This is a genomic window from Mycobacterium sp. E1214 (assembly GCF_001666755.1).
Taxonomy (GTDB): domain Bacteria; phylum Actinomycetota; class Actinomycetes; order Mycobacteriales; family Mycobacteriaceae; genus Mycobacterium.
Window position 1 is genome coordinate 1 of the sequence record NZ_LZJC01000083.1, and the last position, 18,237, is coordinate 18,237.

Genomic DNA, 18,237 nt, shown 5'->3' on the forward strand with positions numbered 1-18,237 from the left:
GGGGTGCCCCCCCCCCCGGGTCGGGGGCGGGGGGGGCCGCCGGCGCGGGGGGGCGCGGCCCCCCGGGGCCCCCGGGCCCGGGGGGCGACGGCGGTCGGCGGCGGGTGGATCGGCTTCCTGTCCTACCCCGATCCGGGGGCGGACGGCCTCGGGCACCGCATCCCCGAGGCCGCCGGGGGCTGGACGGACTGCGTGCTGCGTCGCGACCGCGACGGCCGCTGGTGGTACGAGAGCCTGACCGGGGCGCCGCTGCCCCCGTGGCTGGCCGGCGCCCTGGCCACGCCCGGGGCGGCGGCGCGTGACTGCCGCATCGACTGGGGCGGCGCCGATCGGGCGGCGCACCGCGAGGGGGTGCTCGCCTGCCTGGACGCCATCCGGGCCGGGGAGGTGTACCAGGCGTGCGTGTGCACGCAGTTCACCGGCGTGGCCGCCGGGGCGCCGCTGGACTTCTTCGTCGAGGGCGTCGCCCGCACCTCCCCCGCCCGGGCGGCCTTCGTCGCCGGCGGCTGGGGCGCGGTGGCGTCGCTGTCCCCCGAGCTGTTCCTGCGCCGGCGCGGGACACTGGTGATGTCGAGCCCCATCAAGGGCACCCTGCCACTGGATGCGTGGCCGTCGGCGCTGCGGGCGTCGCCCAAAGAGGTGGCCGAGAACATCATGATCGTGGACCTGGTGCGTAACGACCTCGGCCGCGTCGCGGTGGTGGGCAGCGTGACCGTGCCCGAGCTGCTGGTGGTGCGCCGCGCACCGGGCGTGTGGCACCTGGTGTCGACGGTCTCGGCGCGCGTGCCGGTCGAGCTGCCCACCGCGGCGCTGCTGGACGCCGCATTCCCGCCGGCGTCGGTCACCGGCACGCCCAAACACCGTGCCCGCCAACTGCTTTCGCAGTGGGAACCGAACCGGCGCGGGATCTACTGCGGCACCGTCGGTTTGGCGTCGCCCGTCGCCGGGTGCGAGCTGAACGTCGCCATCCGCACCGTGGAGTTCGACGCCGACGGCGGCGCGGTGCTCGGCGTCGGCGGCGGCATCACGGCCGACTCCAACCCGGACGCCGAGTGGGCCGAATGCCTGCACAAGGCGTCGCCGATCGTGGGCCCGGCGCCCGTCGCCCAGGCGGGCTGAGCGGCGCTCAGTCGCGGCGGGCCTGCAACACCGCGTCGTAGAGCTGGCGCGACCGCACGCCCGGATGGGCCGACGCCACCTCGCCGCAGGCGTCCTTGACGCGGCTGCCGCCCGCGACCAGGTCCTCCACCTGCGCGACCAGCGACGGCAGGTCGGCGCGCGGGGTCGCCCCGGCCAGCACGACGGTGATCTCGCCCAGCACGCCGTCGGCCGCCCATTGCGCCAGTTCGGCCAGCGAGCCGCGCACGACTTCCTCGTGCACCTTGGTCAGCTCCCGGCAGACCGCCGCCCGGCGATCGGGGCCGAGCTCGTCGACGGCGTCGGCCAGACATTCCGGCAGCCGCCGCGGGGACTCGAAGAACACGCAGGTGCGCGCCTCGTCGGCCAGCGCCGCCAGCCAGGCCCGCCGGGCCGCCTTCTTGCGCGGCGCGAACCCCTCGAAGCAGAACCTGTCCGACGCCAGGCCGGACACGGCCAGCGCCGTCAGCACCGCCGACGGCCCCGGCAGGCAGTGCACCGGCAGGCCGTGCTGCACGCAGGCGGCGACCAGCCGGAAGCCGGGATCGCTGATCACCGGCATCCCCGCGTCGCTGACCACCAGCACCGTCGCCCCGGCCTGCATGGCCTCGACCAGCGAATCCACCCGGGCGGCCTCGTTGCGGTCGAACATGCTGACCACCCGGCCCGCGATGCGCACCTCGAGCGCCGTCGCCAGCGCGCGCACCCGCCGGGTGTCCTCGGCCGCCACCACGTCGGCGCGGGCGAGCGCGTCGACGAGGCGGGGCGAGGCGTCCGACGGCTGCCCCAGCGGGGTCGCGCCCAGCAACAGACGGCCACGGGTCATGAGGGACAGCCTACGATCGACGAGATGACCGCCCCGCCCCGCGAAACCGCCGCCGCCGCGGGACGCGCCGTTCCGGAGCGCGAGGTGCCCGTGGTCAGCCCGGGCCCGGTGATCCCGGTGGCCGATTTCGGGCCCACCGACCACGTCCGCGGCTGGGTGGTCACCGGCGTCGTCGCCCTGCTGGCCACCATCACCCGGTTTCTCAACCTCGGCTCCCCCACCGACGCCGGCACCCCGATCTTCGACGAGAAGCATTACGCGCCCCAGGCCTGGCAGGTGCTGCACAACCACGGCGTCGAGGACAACCCCGGCTTCGGCCTGGTGGTGCACCCGCCGCTGGGTAAGCAGCTGATCGCCACCGGCGAGGCGCTGTTCGGCTACACCGGGGTGGGGTGGCGGTTCACCGGCGCCCTGCTCGGCGTCGTGCTCGTGGTGCTGGTGATGCGGACCGTGCGGCGGATCAGCCGCTCGACGCTGGTCGGCGCCATCGCCGGCGTGCTGGTCATCTGCGACGGCGTCAGCTTCGTCACCGCCCGCACGGCGCTGCTCGACGGCACGCTCACCTTCTTCGTGGTCGCGGCGTTCGGCGCGCTCATCGTCGACCGCGACGAGGTGCGCCGGCGCCTGCACGTCGCGCTGCTGGAGGGCCGCGCCGCCGCGACGCTGTGGGGTCCGCGGCTGGGCGTGCGGTGGTGGCGGTTTTTGGCCGGGGTGATGCTCGGATTGGCCTGCGCGACAAAGTGGTCCGGCCTGTACTTCGTGGTGTTCTTCGGGGCCATGTCGCTGGCCTTCGACGTGGCAGCGCGCCGCCAGTATCAGGTCACCCGCCCGTGGGTGGGCACCTGGGGACGGGACCTGCTGCCCACCGCGTACGCGCTGGCGATCATCCCGGTGGGCGTGTACCTGGCCAGTTACGCGCCGTGGTTCGCCTCGGAGACCGCGATCGACCGGCACGAGGTGGGCCTGACGATCGGCCCCCGCTCGATCGTGCCGCTGCCCGACGCCGTGCGCTCGCTGTGGCACTACACCGCGAAGGCCTTCCAGTTCCACGCCGGGTTGACCAACGCGGCCGGCAACTATCACCCGTGGGAGTCCAAGCCGTGGGCGTGGCCGATGTCGCTGCGCCCCGTGCTCTACGCCATCGACCAGCAGAACGTGCCGGGCTGCGGGGCGCAGTCGTGCGTCAAGGCCGAGATGCTGGTCGGCACGCCCGCCATGTGGTGGCTGGCGGTTCCGGTGCTGGTCTACGGGTTGTGGCGGTCGCTGGTGCGCCGCGACTGGCGGTACGCGGCGGTGCTGGTCGGGTATTGCGCCGGCTGGCTGCCGTGGTTCGCCGACATCGACCGGCAGATGTACTTCTTCTACGCCTCGACGATGGCGCCGTTTCTGGTGATGGGGATCGCGTTGGTGTGCGGTGACGTCCTCTACTCGGCGGGCCGCCCACCCGCCGCGAGCGAACGCAGGACGCTGGGGCTGATCGCGGTCTGTTGCTACGTCGCGCTGGTGGTGACCAATTTCGCGTGGCTGTTCCCCGTGCTGACGGGCATGCCCATCTCCCAGCAGACGTGGGACATGGAGATCTGGCTGCCCAGCTGGCGCTAGCCCCACCCCTCTTCTCTGCGCCGAGATTGCCGTCATGGTCGTGTTTTCGCCCGAATCGCGACCATGAGCGCAATCTCGGCGAATGTGTCAGGACGGGTGCGCATCATGACCGGGTGGCTGGCGTCTTTCTCGGAACCGAGGCGATCGAGCGCGGTCGGCTGACCCGAGGCCAGCTGCGTCACAAGTACCAACGCGTGCACCGCAACGTGTACCTCCCCGGCGACCGGGCCAGGTCGCTGGCCGACAACATCCAAGCGGCGTGGTTGTGGTCGGGCCGCCAGGCCATCATCGCGGGGCGGGCCGCGGCCGCGCTGCACGGCGCCAAATGGGTCGACCGGTTGACCCCCATCGAGATCGTCGGGCCGTTCCACCATCCGCCGCCCGGGGTGATCGTCCGCCGCGAGCGCATCGACGCCGCCGACCTCGTCGAGTTCGGGGGGCTCCGCGTCACGAATCCGGCGCGCACCGCGTTCGACCTGGCGAGGCACCTGCCGCGCGGTGCCGCGGTCGCCCACCTCGACGCCCTGTCCGCCGCCACCGGCGTCACCGCTGCGGACGTCACCCCGCTGATCGCGCGTCACAAGGGCGCCCGGGGCGTCCGCAGCTGTCGCGCCCCGCTGGCGCTCATGGACGGTGGCGCGCAATCGCCCAAGGAAAGCTGGTTGCGGCTGGTCCTCATCGATGCGGGCCTGCCGCGGCCGGTGACGCAGATCCGGGTGACCGAGGGCCCCGTCGTGGCCTATCTCGACATGGGCTGGGAGGCGCCGATGGTGGCCCTCGAGTACGACGGCGACCAGCATCGGACGGACCGCAACCAGTATGTGAAGGACATTCGGCGCGCCGAGATGGTCAACCGCTTGGGCTGGCTGGTCATCCGAGTAGTCAACGAGGACCGCCCACAGGCCGTCATCGCCCGCACCCGCGAGGCGTTGGCCCGTCGCACCGCGCCGAGATTGCCGTGAGGGTCGCGCCGTCCCGAAAATCGGGACCATGACGGCAATCTCGGCGAAAGCGGGACAGCGCTACAGCAACTCCCGCGCGACGGGGCACGACATGCAGCGGGGGCCGCCGCGGCCGGTGCCCAGCTCCGATCCGGCGATGGTGAGCACCTCGATGCCGGCGTCCGACAAACGGGTGTTCGTCTGCAGGTTGCGCTCGTAGGCCACGACGACGCCCGGCGCCAGCGCCAGCGTGTTGTTGCCGTCGTCCCACTGCTCGCGCTCGGCGACGACGGGGTCCAGGCCGGTGTCGATGACGCGCAGCTTGTCGATTCCCATCGCCGCGGCGGCCGCCTCCAGAAACGGCGCCTCCTCGCCGATCACCACGCCGTCGGGCGTGCGCCGGATCGGGAAGGCGGTCAACGAGTCCACGATGTTGGCGTACATCACCACGGTGTCGGTGTCGACCATCGTGCACACCGTATCCAGGTGCATCTGCGCGCGCCGCTGGGCGATCGGCACGGCCAGCACCGTCTGCGCCAGGCCGTCGTCGAACAGGCTGCGCGCCAACGCCTCCGCGCCCGCCGGGGTGGTCCGCTCCCCCACCCCCACTGCGAGCACACCGGGGGCGAGCAGCAGCACGTCACCGCCCTCGACGGGTGCGGTGCGCGATTCGTAGGCGCGCCGCACCCCGGTGAACCGCGGGTGGTGCGCGTAGATCAGATCGGTCAGCGACGCCTCGCGGGCGCGGGCCCGCAACGCCAGCGTCGGGATCACCACCCGCGGGCCGATCCAGATCGACGAGTCGCGGGTGAACACCAGGTTCGGCAGCGGGTCGATGACGAAATCACCGCCCTGGTGCATGCGCCACACCAGCGAGCCCTCACTGCGGGTCTCTGGCGATAATTCGCTGAACGTCAGCCCCGCCATCAACACCTGGGCCAGCCGACCGGGGGCCAGGCCGCGCAGGTGGCCCGAAAGGGCTTGCGCCAGGGGCACTCCGAGCCGGCGGGCGTCGACGGCGGCCGCGACGCCCTGCATGCGGGCGGCGCCGCTGTGCGTCAGCGCCTCGGTCAGCAGGTCCGACAGCAGCAACACCTCGACCCCACGCGACCGCAGCAGCTCGGCGAACTGGTCGTGTTCCTCCTGCGCGCGCGCCACCCACGGCAGACCGTCGAACAGCAGCTGGTCGACGTTGCGCGGGTTCAGCCGGCGCAACTCGCCGCCGGGTCGGTGCAGGATCGCCACCCGCAGCGCGCCCACCTCGGAATTCGTGCCCAGCTCAACCACACCCACCAGTCAACGGTAGCCGCCGCGCGCGCCACGCACCCGCCGCGTGCGACCCGTCATCGAACGGGTGTGCGATAAACTCGGATGCGTGGAGATCGCGGTTCAAGGCTCCCTGTTTCAACACACCGAGCGCCGGCAGCTCGGCGACGGCGCCTTCATCGAGATCCGCGCGGGCTGGCTGACCGACGCCGACGGGCTGCTCGACGCGCTGCTCGCGACGGTGCCGTGGCGGGAGGAGCGCCGCCAGATGTACGACCGGGTGGTCGACGTCCCGCGGCTGATCAGCTTCCACGACCTCGCGGTGCAGGACGCCCCGCACCCGGAGTTGGCCCGGTTGCGGCGCCGGCTCAACGACATCTACGCCGGTGAGTTGGGCGAGCCGTTCACCACCGTGGGGCTGTGCTGTTACCGCGACGGGGCCGACAGCGTGGCGTGGCATGGCGACACGATCGGGCGCAGCAGCTCCGAGGACACCATGGTCGCGATCGTCAGCCTGGGCGCCACCCGCACGTTCGCCATGCGGCGCCGCGGCGGCGGGCGGGCGCTGCGGCTGCCGCAGGCGCACGGGGACCTGCTGGTGATGGGCGGGTCGTGCCAGCGCACCTGGGAGCACGCCGTGCCGAAGACGGCGCTGCCGGTCGGCCCGCGCGTCAGCATCCAGTTCCGGCCGCGCGGCGTGCGCTGAGCCGGTCCGACGCGGCGGACAACCGGATGCGTTTCAGCCCCGGATGGCGGCCACGGCCCTGGTGAGCAGGTCACGGGCCCGTTGGGTGTCGACCGGGGCCACCGGCTGGCCGGGGATCACCAGCGGGTTGGCGATGACGACCACCTGGTAGTCGCCGAAGTGGGCGGAGAAGTCGTAGAGCTCGCCGGCGCGGGGCGGGCCGGCGGGCGCGAGGGCCTGCAGCACCTGGTGCACGCCCAGCGTCCGCGCGCCCTCGATGTGCGGCGCGTCGACAACCTGCACGCCGCCGCGCACCTGCGGCCCGGTGAAAGTCACCTTCGCGCAGTCCTTGCCGGGGTCGTCGACCGGCAGCTCCTTCGACGTCTCGAGGGCGATGACCACGAACCGGTTGCCCTTGCCCTCGGCGGACACCGCGGCCATGTTGCCCTGCAGGTCGGCCGGCAGCTGGGGTCCCGCCGCGACTTTCGCGCAGTTGGCGGGGTCGAAGGTCAGGCCGTCGGGCAGCCTGCGGGCGGCCAGCAGCTTGGGGTCGATGCCCCGTTCGCTGATGTCGGTGACATGGAACTCGGGCCCGAAGCTGGCCTTGACGTCGGAGACCTTGTTGATGTCGACCCTGGCGGAGCTCCCCGATGAGCAACCGGCGAGCAGGCACACAGCCGCCACCGTGAGCAACACCTTCGACATCGGGCCTCAATCTACCCAAGCGGGTCGCTCAGCCGCGCAACGTGGACACGGTTTTGACCAGAAGGTCGGCGGCGAATTGCGCCGGCAGCGCCGGTTGCACGGATCCGGGATCGGTGGTGAGCGTGGTGAACGCGTAGTAGTTGCCCAGGTAGGCGATGAACGTGTATGTGCGCGAATCGATTTCGGTGCCCGCCTCGACCGACGAGCGGATGTCGCTGACCATGCCCAATGTCGCGGCCCCGTCGATGTGCGGCGCGTCGGCGTGGCGCACCGCCGCGGTGGTGTGTTCGTCGGCCAGGCTCCACTGCGCGCACGTCGCCAGCAGGTCTTGCGGAAAATCCACGGGTCCCGGCAAAGCGACCACCACCGCGTCGACGATCCCGCCGCCGCCCGACCCGGACAGGCCCTGCGCCGACTGGTCGCCGCCCTCCCCCGGATCGGCCAGCCGCGCACAGCCGAGCGGCTTGGCGCGGGCGTCGGCCTCCAGGTGCCAGATCACCCGCGGGTTGGCGCCGCTGGGGATCCCGGTGGTCACCTCGTATCCGGGCGGCAGGTCGCGCACCACCCGTTTGATGTTGGCCGGGGTGATCGTGGCGGAGGCCGGCGGCGCCGATCTGGTGGGGCTGGCCGAGGGCGGGGGCGGGTGCGGGTGCCCGCAGCCGGCCAGCAGCGCCGCGAGCGCGGGAAGCACTGCCGGGCCCCACCTGAACGGCCGCATGCGGAGTTCATAGCACAGCGGCGGGGCGGTGCCGGCCCGCCCACGCCGCCGGCGTCAGCCGACCGCCTCGATCACCTGCCGGGCGACGCGCTGGATCTGATCGGCGACGTCGCGGCGGAGCTTGAGGTCGCGCCGGCGCGGCACGTCGATGACGGTGGTGATGACCCCGACGTCCTCGCGGCGCCACACCGCGCCGTAGCGGTCCATGATGACGCGCATCGGCAAGTTATCGGAAAGCATTCGCGCCGAGAACCTTTCGACGCCGTCGATGCTGGCGGCGATCGACAGCGCACCGATCAGGAAGCTGCCGATGCCGCGGCCCTGGTAGGCGTCGGCCACCATGAAGGCGATCTCGGCGACGGTCGGGTCGTGTTCGTCGCGCACGAACCGGGCGTCGGCCACCGGGTCGTCCCCATCGGTCACCACCCACACGAAGTGGTCGACGTAGTCGACCTCGGACAGGTAGTGCATCAGCGCGGGGCTGGGCCGCCGGGCGGTCATGAAGCGCCGGTACAGCGTCTCGTTGGAGAACCGGATGTGCCCGCGCACCGTCCGCTCGTCGTCGCCGGGCAACACCGGCCGCAACAGCAGCCGGGTGCCGTCGCGCACCCGGATCGGGATCGGGGTGATGAACCCGGCGAGGCGTTGCCGCACCGTGCGCAGCAGCCGCGGCAGCACGCCGGGGATGTGGATCAGCCGGGTGAACGCATCGTTATCGCCGATCCAGCCGGTCAGCGGCTCGGCGGTGGTGACCGTCGCGATGCGGGGAATGTCGCGCAGCAGGGCGATCTCGCCGATGATGGTGCCCGCGGTCGCCTCGCCGACCGCCACCACGCCGTCGGACCCCACGTGGTGGATCTCGGCGCTGCCCGTGGCGATCAGCAGGAACGACACCGCCTGCTCGCCCTGGCGCATCAGCACCTGCCCCGCCGCGGCGAACAGCGGCATCAGGCGCCCCGCCAGCGGGGCCAGCTCGTCGAGGGGACATCCCTTGAAGATGTCCATCGTGGCCAGCTCGTCGGCCCGCGCGCCGGTCAGTCCGACCACTGTGACAACCCGCCCGCCCCCGCAGCGCGGCCTCGAGCCGCGCGTCGCAGTGACCGCTGTGTCATGACCTGCCCGCCTGCGTTGCCGTCGTCTTCTGCGCCAGGCCCGACGTTCCTGGACGCGCTCGGATGTTGCCCAGGTTATGAGCAGGGTCGCGGCCCCGGCAAGGATGCGAGGTGACACGGTTTCGCCGCGCGTCGTGTCCGACGGCGGCGTCGGGCATGATGAGCGGGTGAGCGCCGCTCATCGTCCCCGGATCCGGGTGGGCGACGTCTCATTCGACGCGCTGACTCAGCAGCAGGTCGTCGACGTGGTGCGCAAGGAGTGGGCCGCCGGTCAGGGCGGCTCGATCACCCCGGTCAACGTCGACGTGGCCCGCACGGCCGCCCGCGACGCCGGCCTTGCCGATTTGATCGCCCGCGCGTCGGTGGTGGTCGCCGACGGCATGCCGCTGGTGTGGGCCGCGCGCATCCAGGGCGACCCGCTACCCGAGCGGGTCGCCGGCTCATCGCTGATCTTCGCGCTGTGCGAGGCGGCGGCGGCCGACGGGAAGTCGGTCTATCTGTTCGGCGGCGCCGACGGGATCCCGGACCGCGCGGGCGCGGCGCTCGCGGCCCGATTCGGCACGCGGATCGCCGGCACGCTGTCGCCCGAGTTCGGCTTCGACCGCACTCCGGAGGGAACCCGCCGGGCCGTCGCGGCCCTGGCCGCCGCCGCCCCCGATCTGGTGTTCGTCGGGCTCGGGTTTCCCCGGCAGGAGCGTCTCATCGAGTCGCTGCGCGCCGAGTTGCCCGACGCCTGGTTCTTGGCCTGCGGCGGCGGCATCGCGATGGCCGCCGGCGCGGTCCGCCGGGCGGCGCCGGTCATCCAGCGGCTGGGTTTCGAGTGGCTGCACCGGCTGGCGCTCGAGCCGCGGCGGCTCGCGCGCCGCTACCTGCGCGATGACCTGCCGTTCGCGCTCGCCCTGATGGCCCGCTCGGTGGCCCGGCGCTTCACCCGGCGCTGACGCCGATCCCGTTGCCGGCCAAGATGAGTCGCACGGCGGCGGCCAGGTCCTCGACCACGGCATCCGCGGCTTCCGGTGCGGCCGGCGCGCCGGCCGGGCGCAGCAGAATGGTGCCCGCGCCGGCGGCGCGCCCGGCGGCCACGTCGGCGGGGCTGTCCCCGACCATGACGGACTCGGCCAAGTCCAGGCCGTGCTCGCGGGCGGCGCGAAACAGCATGCCCGCCAGGGGCTTTCGGCAGTCACAGCTGTCCGCCGCGTGGGGGCAGTGATACGCGGCGTCCAGGTGCGCGCCCTCCTCGGCGAGCAGCTGCGTCAGGCGTTCCTGCACGGCGTCGAAGCCCGCCGGGTCCGCCGACGGCCCGGACAGCCACCGCTGGTTGGTCACCAACACGGTCCGCAGGCCGGCGGCGTTCAGGGCCGCCACCGCCCGGGCCGCGCCCGGCAATAGCACCAAATCGGTTGCGCGCGTGACGTATTCGCCTTCGTCGGCTTTGACGTTGATAGTGCCGTCGCGGTCCAGGAAGACGGTGCGGACGCTGCGCGGGCCCATCGTCAGGATGGTCTGGGAAACAGCGCCGCTTCGACCATCTCGCAGATCGAGTGACCCAGATGCAGGCACGCCTCCTGGATGCGGCCGGTGTCGTGGCTGGGCACCCGAATGCACAGCCGCGCCACGTCGGCCACCTTGCCGCCGCGGGCTCCGGTGAGCGCGACGGTGCACATGCCGGCCCGGTCCGCGGCCTCGAGCGCGCGCACGACGTTCGCCGAGTTGCCGGAGGTGGTCAGGCCCACCACCACGTCGCCGGGGCGGCCGGCGGCGAGCACCTGGCGGGCGAACACCTCGTCGTAGCAGTAGTCGTTGCCGATCGCGGTCATCGCCGCGGTGGCGTCGGGCAGGCTGAACGCGGCCAGGCCCGGGCGGTCGAACGCGAAGCGGCCCATCAACTCCGCCGCCAGATGTCCGGCGTCCTGCGCGGAGCCGCCGTTGCCGAGGAAGATCACCTTGCCGCCCGCGCGCAGGCAGTCGATCATCCGTTGCGCGACCTCGACGGTCCGCGCGGCGAAATCGCCGTCGAGCATCTGCTGTTTGACGGCGATCGTCTCCGCCAGTCGCTGCCGGACCAGCCCGGCGTCCGGAGCGACGACGTCGGACATGCTCACGCCTGCCATGTGGTCAATCCCTTGCTCTCGAAGGCGAATTCGGTGATGGTGGCCCCCGCGGACTCCAACGCCTCGATCAGGCGGTGCTTCTTGGCGAAGTCGCAGAACAGCAGGATGTAACCGCCACCGCCGGCCCCGGTGAGCTTGCCGCCCAGCGCGCCGTTTCGGGTGGCCACGTCGTAGAGCTCGTCGATGCGCGCGTTGGTGATGTAGGGCGACATGCGTTTCTTCTCGTTCCACGCCTCGCCGAGCAGCGCGCCGAATTCGTTGAGCTGGCCGGTGAGCAGCGCGGCCTTCATCGCGACGGCCAGTTCCTTCTGCGCCCGCAGACCCGCCAGGGTGTCGCCGGAACCCGTTGTGGCGCGCCGAGTTTGGTCCTCGATCACGCGCGCGGAGTCCCGGGTGATGCCGGTGTAGCAGAGCAGCAGGCTCAGCTCGAGCTCGAAGGCGGTCTCGTCGCGAATGCGCAACGGGTTGACGATCACCCGGTCGGTGAACTCGATGAAGTTGAACCCGCCGAACGTCGCGGCGTACATGTCCTGCATGCCGCCGGCGATGCCGAGGTCTTCGCGTTCGATGGCGCAGGCCAGCTGCGCGGTCTCGTATTCCCCCATCGGCACCCGGTAGTGCTCGGCGAGCAGGCCGGTCAGCGCCACCATCATCGTCGACGACGAGCCCAACCCCGAGCCCGGCGGCGCGCTGGACCGCAGCACCAGGTCGTAGCCGTCGGTGCCGTCGCGGCCGAATCTGCGGACGGCGGCCTTGATCAGATCGAGGCTGCCGTCGTAGAGGATTTCACTGTCAAGCGTCATCTCGTGCGTGGTCTTGAAGTCCACCGACTCGATGCTGACCCGGCGATCGGTCCGCGGGACGAGCGACCCCTGGGCGTAGCGGTCGATGGTCGCCGACAGCACGCAGCCACCCTCGGTGGTCGGGAAGGGCGGCACATCGGTCCCGCCTCCGGCGAACGAGATCCGCAACGGCGCGCGGGCGCGGATTCGTGGCCTGGCCATGAAGGTCCTTCCGACTCAGCATCGCTTCGGGGGCCGTCATGTCCGCGCGGCCAGCATCGCTCGCCGCGAAGCGTAGCAGCGTGACCAGCGACGTCGGCCGGTTTTGCCGAAACGACCGTGGGCTACACCGCGTCGCGAGTGGCCTGCAGCACGAAGTCGACGACGATTCCGGCCATGTCATCGATTGCGTGGCGGGCGATCACCTCATAACCGTGGGTGCTCAGCGTGGGCAGGCACAGCAGGCCGGCCCGCGGGGTCAGGCCGTTGGCCTTGGAGTGCGAGGCGTCGGACTCGAAGGCGCCGAGCGCGGCGGCCTGTGGTGACAGGCCGCGGTCGGTGGCGATCTGCATCAGCCGGTCGGCGACGTCCTTGTCGTAAATGCACAGGGCGTCGCTGTAGCCGACGATCGGGCCGCCGGCGACGCTGGTCGCGTATTCGCGTTCGGTGGGCCCGACCTCCAGCGCCAAGGTCAGCGCGCCGGGCAGCGACGCGCTGGCGTACGAGCCGCCCACCCCGCCGATCTCCTCGTTGGTGGTGCAGACCAGGTAGACATCCTCGGCGGGCCGCGCGCCGCGGTCGTGCAACTCCCGCGCGGCGCGCAGCAGGGCGGTGACCGCCGCGCGGTCGTCCAGGAAGTAGCACCCGACGTAATCCCCCACGTCGACCAGCGTTCGCTTGCTGCGGTCGACGCACACGCGCGTCCCGGCCCGCACTCCCGCGGCCGTCAGCTCGTCGACGCTGCGGCCGGTGAAGACGTAGACGTGATCCCAATCCAGCGACCGGTCGCCCTGGTCGGGTTTGGTCTCCCAGATCCGCTGGCTCTCCTGCGTGGTGTGCTCGGACCCCAAAGTGAGTACGGCCGTGAGGGTTTCGTGCTGGCCCAGCACGGCGACGGGGCCGAGACCGAAGTTGCCGGGGTACATGGTGCCCAGTTGCGTCAAATGCAGCGAGCCGTCGGGCTCGACGCGCTTGACCAACATCGACAGCTCGTCCATGTGCGCCATCACCCGCGTCCCGGCGCCGGGGCCCGCGGTGTGTTTGAGCCGGTGGGTGTGGTCGCGCGGCGCCCCGCCGGCGCCGACGAAGCCGATCAGGTTGCCGGCGTCGTCGGTCCACATGTCGTCGACGAGCGGTTGGAGTTCGCGGGCGCACACCGCCCGCACGGCGTCCTCTTGCCCGCAGGGCCCGTAGGCGAACAGCAATTCCTGCAGCAGGCCGTCGGTGGCGTCGCTCTCACCGCTCGTCATGGGGTCCTTTCCGTCGTGGCGCCGGGTCGACACTTCAGACCAGTACCCAGATCCGCCGCCGGCGACGCCGCTAGCTTCCGGCCGAGCGTTTGCGCGCCGCGGCCGAACGCGGCGGACGGCCCCGCAGGTGCTCGCGGACGCGGCCCATGATGTCGCCCAGCGCGCGCACGTCCCGGTCCGACAGCGCGGCGAAGAGCAGATCGTGGATCACCTGCACGTGGCCGGGCAGCACCCTGGCGACCCGCTGCCGCCCGGCATCGGTGATGTCGACCGCCGTCGCGCGTTGATCGTGCGGGCTCGCCGCGCGGGTGATCAGGCCCGCCCGCTCCAGCAGCCCCGCCTGATGGGTGAGGCCGCTGCGGCTGTAGACCAGGCGATCGGCGAGGTCGGTCATGGTGAGCGAGCGCCCGGCGTCGGCCAGGGTGGCCAGGATTTCGAACTGCACGTAGCTCAGGTCGCCGTCGGCGCGCAGCTGCCCCTGCACGGCGTACTGGATCAGGCTCGCCGACTCGGTCAGGGCGAAGTAGGTGCGCAGTTGCTCGGGCCCGAGCGCATCGGCCATAGCTTCAGCGTAAAGCTTCGATGTCGAAGCATTGTGCCCAGCGTCACGCTCTGGCGCGGAATCGCTTCGAATTCGAAGCAGTTGCAGCAAGGGTAACCGCTTCGAATTCGAAGCACATACCAGGGAGGCGATCATGAAGGCAGTGCGTTACCACCGCTACGGCGGCAGCGAGGTTTTGGAATACGCGGAGGTCGAGCGCCCGACACCGGGACCGGGCCAGGTGTTGGTCAAGGTGGCCGGCACGTCGTTCAACCAGGTGGACGCCGGGATTCGCGGCGGTTACCTGGCCCAGGAGTTCGCCATCACGTTGCCGCACATCCCCGGCATCGACGTCGCCGGCACGGTCGCCGCGCTGGGCGAGGACGTGCGGGGTTGGCAGCTCGGGGACGCGGTGGTGGCCCTCCTGCCGATGGAGTCCGACGGCGCCGCCGCCGACTACGTGCTCGCACCGGCCGACGCGCTGGCGGCGGCCCCCAGGACGGCGCCCCTGGCCGAGGCGGCCGCGCTGCCCACGGCCGCTTTGACGGCATGGCAGGCGCTGTTCGACATCGCGGGACTGACGGCCGGACAGACCGTCCTGATCAACGGTGCCGCCGGAGCGGTCGGTGGCTACGCGGTTCAGCTCGCGAAGCAGGCGGGCGCCACCGTCACCGCGACCGCGAAACCGGACAGCGCCGAGCGGCTTCGCGGTTACGGCGCCGACCGCATCGTCGGCTACATCGACTACGCGGCCGCCCCGGTCACCATCGACGGCCAACCGTTCGATGTGATCCTCAACGTGGTGAGCACCACGCCGGAGCAGACGGCGGCCCTCGTGGCGGCGGTGGCCGACGGCGGCATTCACGTCGGCACCATGACGGCCGGGCAGCCGGATCCCGGGCGCAGCGTGCGCGCCGAGCGGGTGTTCGTGCGCAGCGACGCAACGCAATTGGCCGGCCTGGTCAGCCGCGTCGACGCCGGACAGTTGCGCATCCACGTCGCCGAGCGCCGGCCACTCGCGGCGGCAGCGTCCGTGCACGACGACGCCGACGCCGGGCGGCTACCCGGCAAGACGATCCTGATTCCCGCGAACGAATAGAGCTGCGCCACGACGGTTCTGACGACAGACGCTCCGCCCCGTCGGCGCCCCGCCGGCGGGGCGGACGCGTGCCGACATCCGGCTAGGCCGTGGTGTCCCTGGCGCCCAGACGCAGGTGCTCGATGTGATAGACGGCCTCGTCGAGCAATTGCGCGACGTGGTTGTCATAGAGGCGGTAGACGATGTTGCGACCGCTGCGGTCACCGGAGACCAGGCCGAGCGCGCGCAGCAACCGCAGCTGGTGCGATACCGCCGGTTGTTCCATTCCGACCGCCGTCGACAATTCGCCGACCGAACACGGCGACTGGCGCAGCCGCGTCAGGATCATCAGCCGGTTGGGCGAGGCGAGGGCCTGCAGCGTCTCGGCGATCTTGCCCGCCGACGCCGCGTCGAGTGCTGCCGGCGGCGTGACCCGGCCGTCCACCCCGTGTCCCATCGCTCCATTGAAGCACGTCACACCATTGCGCACGATACATGAAGACCTTTACATGTATACATGCTTTCGATGGATGCCACCGCCGCGCCCTCGACGCGCAGACCCACCGCACCGATGCCCCGCCCCCGGGCGCTGTGGGCGGTCCCGTCGGCCCGCTGGGCGTTTGCCGCGCTGCTGTTGTTCCTCGCCGGAATCGCGGTCCAGCTGTGCGGCGGGCCGCCGTGGCTGTGGTGGTCCCTGTACCTGGCGTGCTATGCCAGCGGCGGCTGGTCCCCTGCGTCAGAAGGGCTGCGAGCGTTGCGGTTTCGCACCCTCGACGTCGACCTGTTGATGGTCGTCGCCGCGATCGGCGCGGCCGCCATCGGGCAAGTCATGGACGGCGCTCTGCTGATCGTCATCTTCGCCACCTCCGGGGCCTTGGAGGACGCGGCCACCAGGCGCACCGAGGACTCGGTGCGGGGACTGCTCGACCTTGCACCCGACCGGGCCACCCGCCTCGCTGACGACGGCACCGAGACCGTCGTCGACGCCGAACGCCTTTGCGTCGGCGACCTCGTCGTCGTCCGTCCCGGGGAGCGGGTCTCCGCCGACGGCGTCGTCGCCGGCGGGTCCTCGGACGTCGACCAGTCGTCGGTCACCGGGGAGCCGTTGCCCGTCGGCAAGACCGCGGGCGAGGAAGTCTTCGCGGGCACGCTGAACGGAATGGGGATGCTGCGCGTGCGCGTCACGCGGGATCCGTCGCAGACCGTCGTCGCGCGCATCGTCGCCCTGGTCGCCGAGGCGTCCGCCACGAAGGCGCGGACCCAGCTGTTTATCGAAAAGGTCGAGCAGCGTTACTCGGTGGGCGTGGTGGCGGCGACCCTCGGGCTGTTCGCGGTGCCGCTGCTGTGCGGCTCCGGCCTGCAGGCCACGCTGCTGCGCGCCATGACTTTCATGATCGTCGCGTCCCCGTGCGCGGTGGTGCTGGCGACCATGCCGCCGCTGCTCTCGGCGATCGCCAATGCCGGCCGCCACGGCGTGCTAATCAAATCGGCGGTGGCCATGGAGCACCTCGGCGACGTCGGCGTGGTCGCCTTCGACAAGACCGGCACGCTCACCACCGGCACGCCGCGGCTGACCAGCGTCGCGCCCGCCGACGGCCGGTCCGGCAAGGACGAGGTGCTGCGGATCGCCGCCGCCGCAGAGCATTTCAGCGAGCATCCGCTGGGCAACGCCATCTGCGCGGCCGCCCGCCGGCGGGGCCTCGCGGTGCCGCAACCCGACGAGTTCGTGGCGATGCCGGGCAGCGGGGTGCGCGCCGGCGTGGACGGCCACGTGGTCGAGGTGATCAGCCCGCGAGGGTTGGCTGACGACGCCGCCGTCGACGCGTTGCAGGCGGCCGGGGCGACCGCCGTCGTGGTGACCGTCGACGGCCGGCGGGTGGGCGTGCTCGGCCTCGACGACACCGTACGGCCGGACGCCGCGCACGTGGTGCGGGCCGTCGCCGCGCTGACGTCGGCTCCCCCGGTCGTGCTCACGGGGGACAACCGCCGGGCCGCGGCGCGCCTGGCCGCGCATCTGGGGGTCGACGACGTCCGCGCCGACCTGTTGCCCGACGGCAAGGTCGCGGCGGTCCGCGAGTTCGAGGCTAGCGGCCTTCGGGTGCTGCTGGTCGGTGACGGCGTCAACGATGCCCCGGCGATGGCGGCCGCGCACGCGTCGATCGCCATGGGTCGCGGCGGCGCCGACCTGGCGCTGGAGACGGCCGACGCCGTCACCGTGCGCGACGACCTGATGACGATTCCCGCGGTGATCACGTTGGCGCGGCGCGCGCGGCGCGTCGTCGTCGCCAACCTGGCCATCGCCACGACGTTCGTCACCGCGTTGGTGGCCTGGGACCTGCTCGGACACCTCCCGCTGCCCCTGGGCGTGGCGGGTCACGAGGGCTCCACAATCCTCGTCGCGCTCAACGGGTTACGGCTGCTGGGCGAGCGCGCCTGGCGGGAACCGTCTCGGCGTCCTCACGAGACGGTCGGCGGCTAGCGGCTTGTCGTGGGAGAGGCTGATAAAGCGGAAACCTCGCGAAACAACCCTCTTCTTGAGCGGTGACGGTCTGGCTTCGGGTTGTTCCTATAGGACTCGGTTCAGCCCCTCCGGCATCGAGTGTGCTCCCCCACTCGTCCCAAACCGTAGCCGGCGACTCACACCGTTCACTTCCTGACATAGCTCTTCGTTTGGTGGCCGACCACCGGCTATGTCGATGATCGCGAAATGTTTTGCTGTGCAACGGTATACGCGGTGAAGCGTCGGCCCGCTGCGGCGGCGCCGAGCGGAGCGGGCCGGACGCCCCGGCGCCGGCCCGCTCCCGTCAATTGGCTCACACGTCGATCGTCTGGCTGACGTAGTTCTCCCATGTCGCGAGCTGACCGGCGTCGACCAGCAGACCCTGGTAGTCCGGGTCGGCGGTGAGGCTCTGCTGAATCTGGCCATAGCTTGCCCAGTCGTCGGCCGTGCTCAGCAGGCCGAGTGAGTTGGTGCCTTGCCCGCCGACCACGTTGACCAGCGCCGTGGCGTTCTGCGCGCCGTGCTTCTTGGCGAGGTCCATGGCGCGCTTCAGTTGCTTGTGGATGTCATCCCACGCCACACCTTGATTCGGGTGGATGATGGTGGTTGCGACGATAGTCACGGTCGACTCCTTTGCTGTGGTTTCAACACTCGAAAGGTAAGCACCATGGCGTGAGCGTTGCCTCAGCCGAACGGATGAGATCACTACCTCATTCGCGCACCGGGGCGCGGCCGCCCCGGGTGCGATGTCGCTGCGCCGCAGA

General features: G+C 71.7%; 19 protein-coding genes. 7 read left to right on the forward strand and 12 right to left on the reverse strand.

The window, feature by feature from the left end:
• Window positions 1-1,119 (forward strand): aminodeoxychorismate synthase component I (locus tag A5700_RS10290; protein WP_197504151.1); only part of this gene is annotated, 1,119 nt, incomplete at its 5' end.
• Window positions 1,120-1,126: 7 nt separating this feature from the next.
• Here the strand turns inward: A5700_RS10290 and rsmI are convergent.
• Entirely contained in the window at window positions 1,127-1,963 is an 837-nt protein-coding gene (gene rsmI / locus A5700_RS10295; protein WP_068065292.1) for a 16S rRNA (cytidine(1402)-2'-O)-methyltransferase, read from the reverse strand.
• Window positions 1,964-1,987: 24 nt separating this feature from the next.
• On the opposite strand from rsmI, the gene A5700_RS10300 reads away from it, so the two are divergent.
• Window positions 1,988-3,565, forward strand: a complete 1,578-nt coding sequence (locus A5700_RS10300; RefSeq protein WP_068065295.1) for a dolichyl-phosphate-mannose--protein mannosyltransferase — start codon at window positions 1,988-1,990, stop codon at window positions 3,563-3,565.
• A gap of 113 nt (window positions 3,566-3,678) precedes the next feature.
• Entirely contained in the window at window positions 3,679-4,527 is an 849-nt protein-coding gene (locus A5700_RS10305) for a DUF559 domain-containing protein (protein ID WP_068065298.1), read from the forward strand.
• A gap of 60 nt (window positions 4,528-4,587) precedes the next feature.
• Here A5700_RS10305 and arcA read toward each other — a convergent pair whose 3' ends face one another.
• The gene (arcA, locus tag A5700_RS10310) at window positions 4,588-5,799 is read right to left on the reverse strand and encodes an arginine deiminase (RefSeq protein ID WP_068065300.1); all 1,212 of its coding nucleotides are present in this window, start codon (window positions 5,797-5,799) and stop codon (window positions 4,588-4,590) included.
• Between the two features lie 82 nt (window positions 5,800-5,881).
• On the opposite strand from arcA, the gene A5700_RS10315 reads away from it, so the two are divergent.
• Window positions 5,882-6,478: an alpha-ketoglutarate-dependent dioxygenase AlkB gene (locus A5700_RS10315; RefSeq protein WP_197502714.1), complete on the forward strand. Its 597-nt coding sequence runs from the start codon at window positions 5,882-5,884 to the stop codon at window positions 6,476-6,478.
• A gap of 33 nt (window positions 6,479-6,511) precedes the next feature.
• On the opposite strand, the gene A5700_RS10320 is transcribed toward A5700_RS10315, so the two are convergent.
• Genes A5700_RS10320 through A5700_RS10330 form a run of 3 tightly spaced genes read right to left on the reverse strand, consistent with a single transcriptional unit; the run spans window position 6,512 to window position 8,927 of the window.
• Window positions 6,512-7,162: a DUF5642 family protein gene (locus tag A5700_RS10320; protein ID WP_068065303.1), complete on the reverse strand. Its 651-nt coding sequence runs from the start codon at window positions 7,160-7,162 to the stop codon at window positions 6,512-6,514.
• Between the two features lie 28 nt (window positions 7,163-7,190).
• Window positions 7,191-7,880 carry a DUF5642 family protein gene (locus tag A5700_RS10325; RefSeq protein WP_068065306.1) on the reverse strand — a complete coding sequence of 230 codons (690 nt, stop codon included), beginning with the start codon at window positions 7,878-7,880 and terminating at the stop codon, window positions 7,191-7,193.
• 54 nt (window positions 7,881-7,934) lie between these two features.
• A complete protein-coding gene (locus A5700_RS10330) occupies window positions 7,935-8,927 on the reverse strand; it encodes a GNAT family N-acetyltransferase (protein ID WP_068065309.1) in 993 nt (330 codons plus the stop codon).
• Window positions 8,928-9,159: 232 nt separating this feature from the next.
• On the opposite strand from A5700_RS10330, the gene A5700_RS10335 reads away from it, so the two are divergent.
• Window positions 9,160-9,933 (forward strand): WecB/TagA/CpsF family glycosyltransferase, encoded by a 774-nt coding sequence (locus A5700_RS10335; protein WP_082960336.1) that lies wholly within the window; start codon window positions 9,160-9,162, stop codon window positions 9,931-9,933.
• Here A5700_RS10335 and A5700_RS10340 read toward each other — a convergent pair.
• From A5700_RS10340 to A5700_RS10360, 5 genes are all read right to left on the reverse strand, one after another.
• A complete protein-coding gene (locus A5700_RS10340) occupies window positions 9,920-10,483 on the reverse strand; it encodes an HAD-IIIA family hydrolase (RefSeq protein WP_068065312.1) in 564 nt (187 codons plus the stop codon). The two genes, A5700_RS10335 and A5700_RS10340, sit on opposite strands and share 14 nt — an antisense overlap.
• A 2-nt stretch (window positions 10,484-10,485) precedes the next feature.
• Window positions 10,486-11,103 (reverse strand): SIS domain-containing protein, encoded by a 618-nt coding sequence (locus A5700_RS10345; RefSeq protein WP_068065315.1) that lies wholly within the window; start codon window positions 11,101-11,103, stop codon window positions 10,486-10,488.
• Window positions 11,091-12,107 (reverse strand): GHMP kinase, encoded by a 1,017-nt coding sequence (locus A5700_RS10350; protein WP_068065318.1) that lies wholly within the window; start codon window positions 12,105-12,107, stop codon window positions 11,091-11,093. Before A5700_RS10350 ends, A5700_RS10345 begins: the two co-directional genes overlap by 13 nt.
• 122 nt (window positions 12,108-12,229) lie before the next feature.
• A complete protein-coding gene (locus A5700_RS10355; protein ID WP_068065322.1) occupies window positions 12,230-13,354 on the reverse strand; it encodes a M42 family metallopeptidase in 1,125 nt (374 codons plus the stop codon).
• A gap of 70 nt (window positions 13,355-13,424) precedes the next feature.
• Window positions 13,425-13,916, reverse strand: coding sequence for a MarR family winged helix-turn-helix transcriptional regulator (locus tag A5700_RS10360; protein ID WP_068065325.1), 492 nt, complete (start codon window positions 13,914-13,916; stop codon window positions 13,425-13,427).
• Between the two features lie 133 nt (window positions 13,917-14,049).
• On the opposite strand from A5700_RS10360, the gene A5700_RS10365 reads away from it, so the two are divergent.
• Window positions 14,050-14,994 (forward strand): NADP-dependent oxidoreductase, encoded by a 945-nt coding sequence (locus A5700_RS10365; RefSeq protein WP_068065328.1) that lies wholly within the window; start codon window positions 14,050-14,052, stop codon window positions 14,992-14,994.
• An 82-nt stretch (window positions 14,995-15,076) separates the two neighbouring features.
• Here A5700_RS10365 and A5700_RS10370 read toward each other — a convergent pair whose 3' ends face one another.
• Complete coding sequence (locus A5700_RS10370) at window positions 15,077-15,430, reverse strand: metalloregulator ArsR/SmtB family transcription factor (protein ID WP_068065331.1); 354 nt, start codon at window positions 15,428-15,430, stop codon at window positions 15,077-15,079.
• A gap of 60 nt (window positions 15,431-15,490) precedes the next feature.
• On the opposite strand from A5700_RS10370, the gene A5700_RS10375 reads away from it, so the two are divergent.
• Window positions 15,491-17,452 carry a heavy metal translocating P-type ATPase gene (locus tag A5700_RS10375; RefSeq protein WP_082960326.1) on the forward strand — a complete coding sequence of 654 codons (1,962 nt, stop codon included), beginning with the start codon at window positions 15,491-15,493 and terminating at the stop codon, window positions 17,450-17,452.
• A gap of 334 nt (window positions 17,453-17,786) precedes the next feature.
• Here the strand turns inward: A5700_RS10375 and A5700_RS10380 are convergent, their stop codons facing one another.
• Window positions 17,787-18,095, reverse strand: coding sequence for a hypothetical protein (locus A5700_RS10380; RefSeq protein ID WP_068065337.1), 309 nt, complete (start codon window positions 18,093-18,095; stop codon window positions 17,787-17,789).
• Window positions 18,096-18,237 lie beyond the last annotated feature (142 nt).

What these genes read in the sequence shown, in the direction of transcription:
- rsmI (WP_068065292.1), bottom strand. Translation starts at nt 1,963, where the DNA reads ATGACCCGTGGCCGTCTGTTGCTGGGCGCGACCCCGCTGGGGCAGCCG.
- A5700_RS10300 (WP_068065295.1), top strand. Translation starts at nt 1,988, where the DNA reads ATGACCGCCCCGCCCCGCGAAACCGCCGCCGCCGCGGGACGCGCCGTT.
- A5700_RS10320 (WP_068065303.1), bottom strand. Translation starts at nt 7,162, where the DNA reads ATGTCGAAGGTGTTGCTCACGGTGGCGGCTGTGTGCCTGCTCGCCGGT.
- A5700_RS10325 (WP_068065306.1), bottom strand. Translation starts at nt 7,880, where the DNA reads ATGCGGCCGTTCAGGTGGGGCCCGGCAGTGCTTCCCGCGCTCGCGGCG.
- A5700_RS10340 (WP_068065312.1), bottom strand. Translation starts at nt 10,483, where the DNA reads ATGGGCCCGCGCAGCGTCCGCACCGTCTTCCTGGACCGCGACGGCACT.
- A5700_RS10345 (WP_068065315.1), bottom strand. Translation starts at nt 11,103, where the DNA reads ATGGCAGGCGTGAGCATGTCCGACGTCGTCGCTCCGGACGCCGGGCTG.
- A5700_RS10350 (WP_068065318.1), bottom strand. Translation starts at nt 12,107, where the DNA reads ATGGCCAGGCCACGAATCCGCGCCCGCGCGCCGTTGCGGATCTCGTTC.
- A5700_RS10355 (WP_068065322.1), bottom strand. Translation starts at nt 13,354, where the DNA reads ATGACGAGCGGTGAGAGCGACGCCACCGACGGCCTGCTGCAGGAATTG.
- A5700_RS10360 (WP_068065325.1), bottom strand. Translation starts at nt 13,916, where the DNA reads ATGGCCGATGCGCTCGGGCCCGAGCAACTGCGCACCTACTTCGCCCTG.
- A5700_RS10365 (WP_068065328.1), top strand. Translation starts at nt 14,050, where the DNA reads ATGAAGGCAGTGCGTTACCACCGCTACGGCGGCAGCGAGGTTTTGGAA.
- A5700_RS10370 (WP_068065331.1), bottom strand. Translation starts at nt 15,430, where the DNA reads ATGGGACACGGGGTGGACGGCCGGGTCACGCCGCCGGCAGCACTCGAC.
- A5700_RS10375 (WP_082960326.1), top strand. Translation starts at nt 15,491, where the DNA reads ATGCTTTCGATGGATGCCACCGCCGCGCCCTCGACGCGCAGACCCACC.